The following is a 13,231-nucleotide window of genomic DNA, read 5'->3' as shown; positions in this document are numbered from 1 at the left end:
GCTCAATGCATCGGGATCCGCAGGCGCGCGGCGATCCACGGGACCGGCGTGCCCTGGCCGACGACCGACGCCAGCACGACCACGAACACGAGGCTGTAGATCCGCGGCCCGGCGCCGGCGTGGTGCAGCAGCGCCATCGCGGCCAACAGGATCGGGACCGCGCCCTTGAGCCCGCTCCAGGCGATGAACGCCTTCTCGGTCCGCGCCATGTCCGCGCGGCCGAGCGTCGCGGCGACGACGAGCGGGCGCACGACGAACGCGAGCACAGCGAAGATCGCAAGGCCCTGCCACCAGTCGCGGAAGCTCAACGCGTCCAGGTGGATCGTCAGGCCGAGCGCGACGAAGACCACCACCTCGGCGGCGCCGGCCAGGTGCGTCTGCACGCGCGGCACCGCCAGCCCCTGGTCGGCCAGCACCAGCCCGAGCAGGAACACCGCCAGGAACCCGGAGCCGCCGACGAGGTCGGTCAACACGTACAACACGCCCGCGGCCGGCAGCGCGAGGACCGGCGCGCGCCGCAGCGCGGGGCCGAGCAGCCGGATCCCGAGCACGCCGAACGCGACCCCGACGACCATCTGCACCAAGAACTCGCGGCCGATCACCCAGCCGGTCGCGTCGTCGTGCGTGGCCAGCTCGATCATCCCCGCCATCAGCGCGATCCCGGCCGGGTCGTTGAACCCCGCCTCGCCCTCCAGGACCGTCCCGCTGCGGCCCTCGATCTCGCGCCCTCCGAGCACCGAGAACGTGACCGCCGGGTCGGTCGCCGCCAGCGCCGCGCCGATCAGCCCCGACATCGTCCAGTCGAGCCCGAGCCCGGCGTGGCAGAACAGCGCCAGCGCGCCCGCGGTCAGGAACGTCCCGATCAGCCCGATCGACAGGATCGGCGCCAGCGCGCCGCGGATCCGCGCCCAGCCGATGTCGATCCCGCCGTCGAACAGGATCACGACCAGCGCGACGATCGCCACCTGCTCGGCGGTGTGCACCGACACCAGGTCGTACAGCCTCGGGAAGGCGTCCGACGCCAGCGCGGCGGCGAGGAGGAAGAGCGCAGGCGCGGGAACCCTGATGGCGCGACGCTATCGCTCTCAGCGCGGCAGCGCGACGCCGGTCTCGTCGGTGACGATCGTCCGGGCGATCCAGTCGTGCAGGCCGCGGCGGTCGGCGTCGACCAAGATCATCAGGAAGCCGGCGAACAGCGGCAGCGCCGCGAGGGTGAGCGAGAAGAAGCGCAGCAGCGCGCGGCGGGGCTTCAGGCGCGAGCCGTCGCGGGTGCGGACGCAGATCCTCAGCATGCGGTCGCCCGGGGTCTGGCCGGTCGTCGTCCAGAACACCGTGAAGTAGCCGACCAGCCACAGGGTGTAGGCCCCGGCGCCGATCGCCAGCCCGATCGTCTTCAGCCAGCCCGGCAGGTCGATCACCGAGAAGGTCAGCGCCACGATCGCGGCGACGATCAGCGCCGCCGCGTTGATGATCGCCGCGTCGATCCCGAACGCGAGCGCGCGTGTCACGAGCCCGGCGTACGCGGGCCGTGGGCTCATGGCATCGCGGGAGCGGGACCCACGGGCCCGGCGCCCGCGGCGGGCCGGCGCAGGATCCGCTGCGCGGCACGCTCCAGCAGCGCGTCGGCGCGGCGCGAGCGTGCGCCGACCTCTTCGACGACCTGGTCGGCGAAGCCGTAGCCCTGGCGGCTGATCGCGTCGGTGACGGCGGGCGACGCGGCGACCTCCTCGACCACGTGCCACAGCTGCGCGCTGGCCAGCACGCGCGTGACCGCGGCGTCCAGCAGCTTGCTGTTCAGCAGCTGCTCGACGAGCCGGTCGGCGCCCGGGCTGTCCAGGACCCGTTCGGCGAAGCGCTCCATCGCCTCGCTGTCGACGATCCGCTCCAGCTCCGGCCCGGACAGCATCCGGTCGGCGATCTGCTCGACCACGCCATCGGCCAGCAGCTCGTCGACGATCCGCGCGGTCGCGGCTTCGACCACCGCGGTCCCCGCGCGACCCGCCGCGCCCACGGCCCGGCGCCCGACGCCGAGCGGATCGATCACGGTGACGAGAAGACCCATGCCCGCGAGTGTGCGCGCGCGGAGGGTGGCACCGCATCACCCGGTTCGGGCGAGACTCAGATCGTCGCCTAGGGCAGCGGCGCCGTCTGCAGCGCGCCGTCGCGCAGCCAGGTCACGGAGCCGGCCGGCACCGTGAGGGCCAGCGAGGAAGAGGCGATCGAGCTGCTGTCATCCACGGTCGCGATCGTCCCGAGCGGGTCGACGGTCCGGACGGTGTGGGTGCCGTCGGCGTGGGGGCCGCTGATCCAGGCCAGCGAGCCGGCGGGCGTGAGGACGGAGCGTTCGACGTCGGCGCTCGGGTCGCACGGGTAGTCCGGGTGGACGGGATCGAGGGCGTCGCCGGAAACGCGGCGCACCTCGCGGCGTGTCGTCAAGTTGTCGATGAAGAGCACGACCTGGCCGCAGGGGAACGACGCGGTCAAGGCGAAGCTCGCGTAGGAGCCCGCCAGGTGGACCGCGCTCGCCGTGGTCGCGTCGAGGCCGTCGTTCTCCTCGAGGAGCAGGAGCGGGCGGCCGCCGCCCGGGGTGCAGGCGTACAGGCCGGAGCCGACGAGCCGGAACGCCCGCGCGAGGCCGTCGGTCGCCACCGTGGTCCCGGATGCGCAGGAAGGCTGCGGGGTGACGCCGTTCTCACCGTGAAGGCGTCCGAGCGACACCTCGACGAGCCGTTCCTCCTCGTGCGCGAGCAGGCGCGGAGCGCGGGCGGTCTGCCGGAACGTCACGCGCTGCGCGGCCCGGGGCCGGAGGCGGACGGAGCGCGCGACGCCGAGCGGATCGTCCGGGGCGACGTCGAGCGCGAACGACAGCCGCCCGGAGCACTGCCGTGCCGTGCCGTCGCAGCGGATCGTCATCCGGAACTCGCGCTGGTCCGGGTGCCAGGTGACGTCGGTGAGCTTGAGCGCGTAGCGCTCGCGGAGGCTCGCCGGCGCGGAAGCCGGGGCCGCGGCGGTCAGCAGGAGCGTGAGCAGGGCAGGGAGCCACATCGGCCGCATCACCTGGTCCCAACGGGGCAGGCGGCGCGAAGTTGCACCGATGGAGCACTGGTGCGCCGGAATGTTGTCCAGACGTACAAAGACCGCCGTGCCCAGGAACGGCAGGGTTCTGCGCCGCATGATCCTGGCTGACAGCGTCACGGACAACCTCGGCTTCGCGGGGAGGCTTGGCGAAGATGTAGGCATCAACTCCGCCTGGGTGATGGTCGCCGCGATGATGGTGATGTTCATGCAGGCGGGGTTCGCGATGCTCGAGATCGGCTTCGTGCGCGGCAAGAACGCCGGCTCGGTCGTCGCCAAGATCCTCATCAACTTCGCGCTGGCGGCGCTGGGCTTCTGGGCGATCGGCTTCGCGCTCGCCTTCGGCGGGACCGGCTGGCTGCTCGGCGACCACGGCTGGTTCGTCGCGCACGCGTCGAGCTTCCCGCTCGCGTTTCCGTCGAGCCGGCACGGCGTCACCGCCGAGACCCTGTGGTTCTTCGAGTTCGTGTTCTGCGCGGTCGCGCTGGCGATCGTCTGGGGCACGACCCTGGAGCGCATCAAGTTCGGCGTGTACATCATCTTCGCGCTCGTCTTCTCGGCGCTGATCTACCCGGTCGTCGCGCACTGGATCTTCGGCGGCGGCTGGCTGGCGCACACGATCCACGTCCAGGACTTCGCGGGCTCGATCGTCGTCGACGTCTGCGGCGCGTCGGCCGCGCTGGCGATCCTGCTGCAACTTGGCCCGCGCCGTGGCAAGTACGCGTCCAACGGCGCGCCGCGCGCGATCCCCGGCCACAACATGCCGCTGTTCGGGCTCGGCGTGCTGATCCTGTGGCTCGGCTGGTTCGGCTTCAACCCGGGCTCGACGCTGAGCGCCCTCGACGGCCGCTTCCCCGAGATCGCGATGATCACCCAGCTGGCCGGCAGCGCGGGGGTGACGACCGCGATGATCATCATGTATTGGAAGACCAGGACCTTCGACATCGGCATGGCCGGCAACGGCGCGATCGCCGGCCTGGTCGCGATCACCGGCCCCGCGGGCTACGTCGAGCCGTGGGCCGCGCCGATCATCGGCGGCGTCGCGGGGATCCTGGTGGTCTACGGCGTGCTGTGGATCGACCAACATGTGGATGATCCCGTCGGAGCCCTTGCCGCGCATGGGCTGGCGGGCATCTGGGGCGCGCTGGCCTGCGGCCTGTTCGCCGTCCCGCGCCTCGCGCACCACAACCTGCCCGGCAGCCACGGAGGCCTGCTGACCACCGGCGACTTCACGCAGCTCGGCTCGCAGATCGTCGGCGTTGTGGTGGTCATCGCCTTCACGTTCACGGTGTCCTACGCCGTGTTCCTGGTGATCGGCAAGACCTACGGGTTGCGCGTCTCGGCCCAGGACGAGAACGCCGGCCTCGACATCTCCGAGCACGGCATGTACGGCTACCCGGAGCAGTTCATCCCCGCGCCGGAGCTCGTCGGCTACGGCGCGGTCCCGGCGGGCCTGCGCCTCGGGACCGGCCCGATGTCCGACCCCGAGGTCACGACGAGCTAGGCGCGGGAGGCGCGGCCGCCGTCGAGCCGCGCGCGAGCACACGTCGCGGATGGTGACGCGGCGGACGGTCGGCACGTCCGCGAGGTCGCGGATCCTGCGGCGCCGGTGGCCTAGCTGACCGCATGGTCAGGGGGCTGGGGGCCCGCGCGTGCGGCAGATGCGGTATCAAGTGCGGCCTTCCCGACCCCCCTGACCAAGGTCCCGAATGTCTGTCACCGTTGCACCCGGCTCGCGCCGCCCGCTGTTCGAAGACGTCCACGACGACTACCGCGAGAGCTTCCGCCGCTTCCTGCAGGCCGAGGTCGTCCCGCACCACGAGGAGTGGCAGGAGGCGCACATCGTCTCCCGCGACCTCTTCACGAAGGCGGCCGAGCACGGCTTCCTGGCCATGGCCGTCGAGGAGGAGTACGGCGGATCCGGCGTCGATGACTGGCGCTTCAACGCCGTCCTGGCCGAGGAGGCCGCCTACGCGGTCGTCGGCTCGTCCTGGATGGGCCCGAACGTCCACAACGACCTCGGCCTCCCGTACCTGCGCGCCGCCGCCAACGAGGAGCAGAAGCAGCGCTGGTTCCCGGGCGTCGCCTCCGGCGAGCAGATCCTCGCGCTGGCGATGACCGAGCCGGGCACCGGCTCCGACCTCGCCGGCATCGCCGCGCGCGCCAAGAAGGACGGCGACGACTACATCATCAACGGCGCCAAGACCTTCATCTCGAACGGCATCAACGCGGACCTCGTGGTGACCGCGGTCCGCACCGGCGACGACCCGCACCGCGGCCTCTCGATGTTCGTCATCGAGCGCGGCTTCGAGGGCTTCGAGCGCGGCAGGCAGATCCACAAGCGCGGCCAGCACGCCAACGACACGGCCGAGCTGTTCTTCAACGACTGCCGCGTCCCGGCCGAGAACCTCCTCGGCGAGGAGGGCACCGGCTTCGCGCAGCTGATGGCGCACCTGATCCCGGAGCGCCTCGGCCTCGCGGTGTCCTCGATGGCCGGCGCCGAGGCCGCGCTGGAGATGACGCTGACCTACGTCAGGGAGCGCAAGGCGTTCGGGCGGCCGATCGGCACGTTCCAGAACTCGCGCTTCGTGCTCGCCGAGCTGCAGACGAAGGTCGACATCACGCGCTGCTGGATGGACCGCACGATCCAGCGCTACGTCGACGGGACCTGCACGGTGCAGGAGGCCGCGATGGCGAAGTACTGGACGACCGACCTGCTGTCCGAGGTCTCCGACGCCTGCGTGCAGCTGTTCGGCGGCTACGGCTACACCACGGAGTACAGGATCTCCGAGATCTGGGCCGACGCGCGCGTCAACCGGATCTACGCGGGCACGAACGAGATCATGAAGGAGCTCGTCGGCCGCTCGATGGGCCTGTAGCGTTCGCGGGCGTGAGCCCGATCGTCAACGAGAGCGAGGCGCTCGCCGCCGCCGATGGGCTGGCGGCAGCGCTGCGCTCCGGTGCGGCCGAGCGCGATCGCGCGCCGGCCGGGACCGTGCCGTGGGACGCGCTGGAGCTGCTCGACGCGTCCGGGCTGTTGTCCATCACCTTGCCTGCGGATGTTGGTGGCCTCGACGCGGGGCCGGTGCTGCTGGCGCAGGTCGTCGCGCGGCTCGCCGCCGCCGACCCTGCGATCGCGCAGGTCCCGCAGGCGCACTTCCTGCTGCTCGACGTGCTGACCGTCTGGGGCGGGGAGGACGTGCGGGCGCGGCTGCGCGGCGAGGTCGCGGGCGGTGGCGTCCGGATCGGCAACGCGCTGGCCGAGCGGGGTGGGCAGCACGCCCAGGACCTCAAGACGAGGCTGGCGCGCGCGCCGGCCGACGGGCGCTGGCGGCTCGACGGTGCCAAGCACTACTGCACGGGCGCGCTGAGCGCGCGCTGGATCGGCGTGTCGGCGCTGGACGACGACGGCCGGCTCAAGCTGGTGTTCGTCGAGCGCGAGGCGCAAGGTGTAGGGGTCGAGACCGACTGGGACGTGATCGGCCAGCGCGCCACGGTGTCCGGGACCGTGACCTTCGAGGACGTTGTTGTAGAAGATGCTCTGGCGCTGGACTTCGCGCACGCGTTCGAGGTCCCGCAGCAGCTCGGCGCGCGGGCCCAGCTGGTCCATGCGGCGATCGAGGCGGGGATCGCGCGGGGCGCGTTGGACGACGCCCGCACGTACCTGATGGACAAGGCGCGCCCGTCGACCGAGGCGGTCCGGGCGGGCGCGGCGCGCGCGGTCGAGGACCCGCACGTCCTGCACCGCTACGGCCGCGCCGCCGTGGACGTGCGCGCCGCCGAGGCGCTGCTGCTCGACGCGGCGCGGGAGCTCGAGGACATCGGGTTGGTCCCGGCCGACGCGGAGGCCGCCGCACGCGGCTCGCTGGCCGTCGCGGCGGCGAAGGCGTTCGCCTCCGACGTCGCGGTCCGGGTGTCGAGCGAGCTGTTCGCGCTCTGCGGCACCAGCTCCGCGCAGGCCAAGTACGACCTCGACCGCCACTGGCGCAACGCCCGCACCCACTCGGTCCACGACCCGGCCGACTGGAAGTACCACCACTTGGGCGCCTACGAGCTGGCCGGCGTGCTGCCGCCGAACCACAGCCAGCTGTAGCGGGACCATCGTAAACCAAGGTGTTCATGAGCGGATACGATCAGCGCGTCGCTGGTCGACCGTCCTCCCCATGCCTTCGCCGATCTCATGATCTACATCGTTGACAGCTCTCTCTCCGAGGCCGATGGGGCGACCGCCAGGGCGTTCCTGGACACCGCTCGCGCCGACCTCGAGATCGCGCCGGTCTCGGAGCTCAGAACGGTCGAGAGCATCGTGGCGGTCGACTTCGACGCTGCCGACGCCGTGGTCTTCGTCAACCCTCCGCGCAGCGACCTGAAGGATGAGATCGAGGGGATGTTGCGCCGCGCGGCGAAGGCTGGCGCGGTCGTCCTTCCAGTGGCGCTGGACGCGGCGGGCCGGCGTCCTCCGGACGTGGTGGGCGATCGCCAGAGCTTCGACGTGGCCGACCACCATCGCCGGCGTGGGTTGACGGCGGATCAGGACGGGGTGGTGGCCCGGGCGTTCTCGCGTGAAGCGCTCAGCAAGATCCTGCCGACCTACACGAAGGACCACCTCCGGGTCTTCCTCTGCCATCGCCGCGAGGACGGCGAGGGGCTGGTGGCGAGCATCGGCGCGAGGCTGAACGACCGGCACGGGGGTCTCGTGTTCCGCGACCTCGTCGAAGTCCAGGCGGGGGAGCGGGCGCAGGAGCGCATCGATGAGGAACTCGCCCGGGCCGACGTGCTCGTCTTCTTCGACACACCCTTGGCCGGGGAGTCATGGTGGATCGCCAAGGAGCTGTCCGGCGCGCTGGGACGCAACATCCCGATCGTATGGGTCTACATCGAGAGCGAAAAGGAGCGCACACCGCTGCCGGTGGTGCCGGGAGTCCCCGAACCGCACGTGCGTGTCGCAGCTGAGGATCTCGATGACGAACGGCTCGGCCGTCTCGCGGACACGATCCTGGAGCAGGCCTTCGATCTCTCGCGCGCGCACGTGCGCGCGAGCTACGCCGCGATCCGGGCCCTGCAGGACTGGGCCGCGGAGCATCATGGCCGGGTCGAAGCGCTCGACGCGAGGTTGATGGTCTACGAGCTGACCCGCCCCGTGGTGGAGCGTCCGTATCCCACGCGGGCCGCCGTGGATGTTGTCCAGGTGTTCGCGCGGCATCCAACTGATGAGGACCTGGCCTCCCTCGAGCAGTACCTCACGAAAGAGGAGATGGGTCCGCACCGGCGCAACTGCCGTGCGTTCGACGCCGCGGTGCTGTTGGACCCGACGGCCACCGGGCATCGGGTGGTCGGCGACTGGTCGGTCGTGGAGCATCCGGAGCGGTTCTTGGCGACGCTGCGGGTCGGGCATCCCACGAAGCGTCCGGCGTCGGCACCGGCGCCCCGGTTGCTCATACTCGGCGCGTTCCCGAGCGGGGACCTCGGCGCATTCGAAGTGACGACCGCGATCCAGGTGCTGACCACCACCTGGCTCGATCTGGGAGGCGCGCTGGTCTTCGGCGGACACCCGACCTTCACGCCGCTGATCCTGGAAGCGGCTCGTCTCTCGGAATCGGGACACGGACTGGAGCACGTCACCATGTTCCAGTCCAAGTGGTACAGCTCGCCCGCGGTGCTCGAGGACCTCGAGTCGAAGGTGACCGTGCGAGCCATCAACGAGGGGCATGACCGAGCCACGTCCCTCACCGCCATGCGGATGGCGATGATCCACCACGGCAGCGCGGATGCGGTCGTGGCCGTCGGTGGCAGAACAGCGGAAGGCGGCAAGCACGTGCCGGGCATCGACGAGGAGATCGGCCTGGCCCGCGCCGCCCGGCTGCCGGTCCATCTCCTCGGCGCAACGGGCGGGCGTGCTGCCGAGCTCGTCCAGAGGGCGCGGATGGAGAGGGTGCCGTTCGAGACCTTGGGCAACCACCTCAACGGAGAGGCGAACCAGCAACTGGCCGACGGCGACGACTACGCCGCGATGGCGCGCATGATCTGGCAGTCGGTCGCGGACAACGCGAACGGGGCCTGATCAGGCGCAGGACCATCGGGACGCTCCAGATCAGGAAGCGTCATCGGGATGGGGTGGTCCTGCCGGTCCGCTCAGCCGCAGTGGTGTCGCCTCATGATGAGCGGATCGGTCGCGGAGGCGAGCAGCCGCGTGGCAGCGACGCTGCCGGCGAGACGCCGGAACCGCTGAAGCGCGTTGTCCCGGCTGCGAGCCGTACACGCCGACGAGACCGCTTCGAGCGCTGCGATGAGACGCCTCGTCGTCGTCGTGCCCAGCGGGGCGAGCAGGTTGGGCACGATCGTCTGGAGATCCGTGAGGGTCAGCTTCCGCCGTGTCGCACGGCGACTGCTGACGCCGGACGTCGTCCAGACCTGCCCGACGTGCAGGTCGCCGCTGAAGGTCGGGAGCGCGCCGAAGCGCGTTGATAGCGCCGCCGCGTCGATGCCGGCCTCCTGGACGGAAGCGACGCTCCCGCTCGGCATGCCGCTGCCCACCCGCATGGCGGCCAGGACCGGTCCAGATACCGACGACGGGAGGCGCTCGTCGACGCCCGCGCTCTTCAGCGCCTGCTCCAGCTTGCGCCCTGCGGCGGCTGCGTCGCGCTGCGCGTCGGCGAGGTTCCCTTCGCCGAGGAGCACCATCGCCTCTTGGAGCGCGGCGTCGTTCTTCCTGCCGTCGACCAGCGCGGTGGCGAGGCGGTTGCGGGCCACGGTCAGATCGAGCGACGCGGCCCCGAAGGTCGCGGCTGCGGTGGCGAGACCGTTGGCGGCGGTGACCAGTCCGGTGCAATGCTTGTCGGACCGGCATGACCCGTTTGCCGCCGCGAGGCTCCTGGACGTCTTGAACACGTAGGCGTCGTTCGTATGCGGGTCAGGGCGAAGGTCGGCCTGGGCGACCGCGAAGCCCATCACCCCGTTGTCGCACAGGGCATCGCCGGAGCGCCGCACGGCCGTGGCGGCCGATGCGCCGCTGCGGCGACGGACGGATGCGTTCACGCTCGCCCAGGCACCCGGGGCTGAGGTCCCGGCTGCGCATCCGGCGGCGATCGCCCGTGTCGCCATCTCCGCTGTCCTAGCACGGTCCTGTGCGTTTGCGCCCGGTACCTCAGGGACGCAGGCGCCGGCGCGCGTCGGGCAGAAGTCGGCGCTGTCAGGCGTTCCATCGTGATCTGCGTCCGCCGACGACTGGGCGGAGACGCTGACATCGAACGGCCCGAGCGGGCCGGCGGTGACGCAGTTGCCCACGCCGTCACAGACCTCGTGCGTGCCCGTCATGGCTCCGTGGTCGCTCTTCCCGGAACCGACCGCCGTAGTCAGCTCGAACGTCGCGTCGCTCGTGTTCGCCAGCCCGGCACCACCATCGCTGGCGTGGCACGTGACGTGGACGTTCGTCGTGCTCGGCCTCGGAGCCGATGAGCAGTCGATCGTCGGCGGACGACGGTCGACGCGTGCGCTCAGGGGGCCAGCGCTGCGGCAGTTGCCGACGGCATCGCAGACCGCCCGAGAGCTCGTCACCGCGGCAGCGCTTTCGACACCCGCAGCGGCGGACGTCGTGAGGACCAGGCTGCTCGGCGTGTCCGGCGACAGGCCGGCTCCCCCGTCCCTCGGGGTGCAGACGATCGAGACGTCGGAGGCTGACCAGACATCGCTGGGCGCAGCGCACGCTGCATTGGGTGCTTGGCGATCGACCTTCAGGTGCGTGATCGGTCCTGCCGTCGCGCAGTTGCCGGCAACGTCGCAGATGCTCTTGGTGTCGGTCGCCGCGGAGGCCGACTCGGACCCGGCAGGGACGTTGGTGTGGAGCACGAAGCTCGCCTCTGCAGGCTGGGCGAGCCCGGACCCGCCGTCCTCCGCAGTGCACGGCACCGAGACGTCGTCGGCGTGCCAGTCGGAGTCGTGCGCAGCGCACACGATGTGCGGCGCGACGACATCGACGTGGTCGGAGACCCGGACGATGACCGAAGCGTCGTCCGTCACCGCCGGGACGTCAAAGGACACCCGTGGGTTCGCGGGTCCGGCGGCGAGCTCGGCCCTACCGGCGTCGCTGGGAAAGACCAGCACGTCCACTTCGCCATCGTCATCGGTCGTCACCTCCGACGATCCGGAGGTCGCGGCGGAGGTCGTCCTGATCCCAGGTGCGACCTGCTGGACCGCGACCGGGAGCTGGAGACCCGTGAGCCTCGCGCCGGCCAGAGGCTGGTTGTCCGCCCCGAGGACCTTGATGCGGAGGTGATGCACCGGTGGCAGAGCGAGCGACACGTCGCGGTCTGTCTGAACACTGGTCGCCGACGACGGGAGCGACCACTGCGCGGGCAGACCTGTCGGTGCGACCGTCGGCGCGCTGAGCTGCAGCTGGTACACACCCGGCGTGAGCGCTGCGGCGAACGCGCCATCTGACCCCGTGCTGACGGCGGTGGCGTCCGGCCCCGCCAGCTCGGCGCGCACGTCGCGAACCGGAGCACCGCCGCTGGTCGTGACCCTGCCGTTGAGCTTGACGCGCGTCAAGCCATCGGCCCGCACGGTGATTCGGGTGTCGTGGGTGATCGAGGGAACCTCGAACCGCGTTGTCGGGTTGTGGTCTCCCGCGGCGATCTCAGCCGCCGTCGGCGTGCTGGTGAACGCCTGGAAGCTGACGGTGCCGTCTGACCCGGTGACCACCGTCCCAGGGCCTGAACGCGCGGCGGCCGCGGACCGGACCCCGGGCGCCACGTCGTAGGCGGCGACGGGAAGGGACAGCCCTGTGACACGCGCGCCGGCGAGCGGATGATCGTCCTCGTCGTGGACCGCGAGCGTGACGGTGTGCACGGCGGGCAAGCCGATGTCGAACGTACGATCGAGCTGGATGCTCGTCGTCTCCAGCGGGAGCGACCACTGCTGCGGAAGCCCGATGCCGCCATCGCTACCCGTGACCGTGAGCTGGTAGGCGCCGGGCGAGACGGAGGCCGAGTAGGTGCCGTCTCGCGCGGTCTGCTGCTGCGAATGTTCAGGGCCGTCGATCGTCACCGACGAGCCTGCGAGCTCACGGCCTCCGGACAGGCGCACCGTTCCGGCGACGTGCACGCGCGAGGCGCCGCCGGCGCGGACGGTGAGCGTCGTGTCGGCGGCGACCGACGGGATCTGGAAGAGCGTGAGCGGGTTGTCGGCGCTCGCCTCGACCTGCGCGGGCGCGGGCGTGCTTGCGAAGACCGAGATCGTGGAGCGGCCGGCGGAGTCGGTGCGCGCGCTCGCCGGGCCCGATTGCGAGGACGAGGCCGTGAACATCCCCGGCGCCAGCTCGACGCGCGCCACCGGGAGTGATAGGCCGGTCACCTGCGCTCCGGCGAGGGGGGTGTCGTCGGCCTTGAGGACGGCGAGCGTGAGCGCTCGACCCGCGGGAAGCGTCAGCGGCAACGTGGTGTTGCCGGTGATGGGGAACGCTGCGACGTCCAGCCTCCAGCTCGTCGGCATCCCCGGCTGCGTCGTCGTGCCGGAGGCGAGCTTCAAGGCGTACGTCCCTGGCGACACGGCGGCAGCAAACGATCCGTCGTCGGCCGTCGTGACCGTTGCGTCCGTGTCGCCCGACAGCGTGATCCTGACGCCGCCGAGCGGCGTGCCATCCGCCGCACGGGCGGTCCCGTCGACGCGAAGGGCGTTGTTGGGGGTCAACACGACGTCGGCGCGGAACGCTCGGGCGACGGTGACGTCGTGCTGCGTGAGGGGTGCGTACAGGCTCGCTTCGGTCGGCGAGAACCGGACGTCGTAGGTGCCGTCGACGACCGGCACGACGTAGTTGCCCGATGCGTCGGTGGTGGTGCTGGCGACCGTCGTCCCGTCCTGGCGCACGTCGACACGGACCCCGCTCAGCGGGAGCGTGGTGCCGAGGAGCGAGCGGCCCGTGACACGCCCGCTGACGCCGCGCGGAAGATCGGGCGGCGCGCTGCCGGGATCGGGATCGAGGTCGTCGTCCGTGAAGCGGACGGAGAGATCTCGATCTCCGTCGATGGCAGGGATCGACACCGACTTCGCCAGGAACCGGCCGCCCAGCGGTTGGATGCGGGTGGTGGTTGGGGTGGTGGTGAAGGTGCGGTAGGTGGCGGTGCCGTCGGGGTTGGTGGTTTTGGTGGCGGCGGAGTAGCCG

Annotated in this window: 9 protein-coding genes; 4 read left to right on the top strand and 5 right to left on the bottom strand. The window is 71.3% G+C overall.

The window, feature by feature from the left end:
- Positions 1-2: 2 nt before the first annotated feature.
- The 4 genes from H030_RS35450 to H030_RS0126365 form a co-directional block, all read right to left on the bottom strand.
- On the bottom strand, positions 3-1,067 hold the full coding sequence (locus tag H030_RS35450) for a cation:proton antiporter (protein WP_081691195.1): 1,065 nt from the start codon (positions 1,065-1,067) through the stop codon (positions 3-5).
- An 18-nt stretch (positions 1,068-1,085) separates the two neighbouring features.
- Entirely contained in the window at positions 1,086-1,508 is a 423-nt protein-coding gene (locus tag H030_RS39915; RefSeq protein WP_051223794.1) for an RDD family protein, read from the bottom strand.
- A gap of 26 nt (positions 1,509-1,534) precedes the next feature.
- A complete protein-coding gene (locus H030_RS39910; protein WP_027008331.1) occupies positions 1,535-2,062 on the bottom strand; it encodes a hypothetical protein in 528 nt (175 codons plus the stop codon).
- Between the two features lie 68 nt (positions 2,063-2,130).
- Positions 2,131-3,045 carry a hypothetical protein gene (locus H030_RS0126365; RefSeq protein WP_155892292.1) on the bottom strand — a complete coding sequence of 305 codons (915 nt, stop codon included), beginning with the start codon at positions 3,043-3,045 and terminating at the stop codon, positions 2,131-2,133.
- Between the two features lie 127 nt (positions 3,046-3,172).
- Between H030_RS0126365 and H030_RS35445 the strand changes: the two genes are divergently transcribed.
- From H030_RS35445 to H030_RS37955, 4 genes are all read left to right on the top strand, one after another.
- Positions 3,173-4,579 (top strand): ammonium transporter, encoded by a 1,407-nt coding sequence (locus tag H030_RS35445; protein WP_051223793.1) that lies wholly within the window; start codon positions 3,173-3,175, stop codon positions 4,577-4,579.
- Between the two features lie 205 nt (positions 4,580-4,784).
- Entirely contained in the window at positions 4,785-5,954 is a 1,170-nt protein-coding gene (locus H030_RS0126355) for an acyl-CoA dehydrogenase family protein (protein ID WP_027008329.1), read from the top strand.
- 20 nt (positions 5,955-5,974) lie between these two features.
- Positions 5,975-7,168, top strand: coding sequence for an acyl-CoA dehydrogenase family protein (locus H030_RS0126350; protein WP_027008328.1), 1,194 nt, complete (start codon positions 5,975-5,977; stop codon positions 7,166-7,168).
- 87 nt (positions 7,169-7,255) lie between these two features.
- Positions 7,256-9,136, top strand: a complete 1,881-nt coding sequence (locus tag H030_RS37955) for a TIR domain-containing protein (RefSeq protein WP_051223792.1) — start codon at positions 7,256-7,258, stop codon at positions 9,134-9,136.
- A gap of 71 nt (positions 9,137-9,207) precedes the next feature.
- On the opposite strand, the gene H030_RS39420 is transcribed toward H030_RS37955, so the two are convergent.
- Positions 9,208-12,597 (bottom strand): hypothetical protein, encoded by a 3,390-nt coding sequence (locus tag H030_RS39420; protein WP_231398552.1) that lies wholly within the window; start codon positions 12,595-12,597, stop codon positions 9,208-9,210.
- Between the last annotated feature and the right edge of the window lie 634 nt (positions 12,598-13,231).

Origin of the sequence: Conexibacter woesei Iso977N (assembly GCF_000424625.1) — a bacterium.
GTDB classification, from domain to species: domain Bacteria; phylum Actinomycetota; class Thermoleophilia; order Solirubrobacterales; family Solirubrobacteraceae; genus Baekduia; species Baekduia woesei_A.
This window is presented reverse-complemented; position numbering and strand designations above follow the sequence as displayed.

What these genes read in the sequence shown, in the direction of transcription:
- H030_RS39910 (WP_027008331.1), bottom strand. Translation starts at nt 2,062, where the DNA reads ATGGGTCTTCTCGTCACCGTGATCGATCCGCTCGGCGTCGGGCGCCGG.
- H030_RS0126365 (WP_155892292.1), bottom strand. Translation starts at nt 3,045, where the DNA reads ATGTGGCTCCCTGCCCTGCTCACGCTCCTGCTGACCGCCGCGGCCCCG.
- H030_RS35445 (WP_051223793.1), top strand. Translation starts at nt 3,173, where the DNA reads ATGATCCTGGCTGACAGCGTCACGGACAACCTCGGCTTCGCGGGGAGG.
- H030_RS0126355 (WP_027008329.1), top strand. Translation starts at nt 4,785, where the DNA reads ATGTCTGTCACCGTTGCACCCGGCTCGCGCCGCCCGCTGTTCGAAGAC.
- H030_RS37955 (WP_051223792.1), top strand. Translation starts at nt 7,256, where the DNA reads ATGATCTACATCGTTGACAGCTCTCTCTCCGAGGCCGATGGGGCGACC.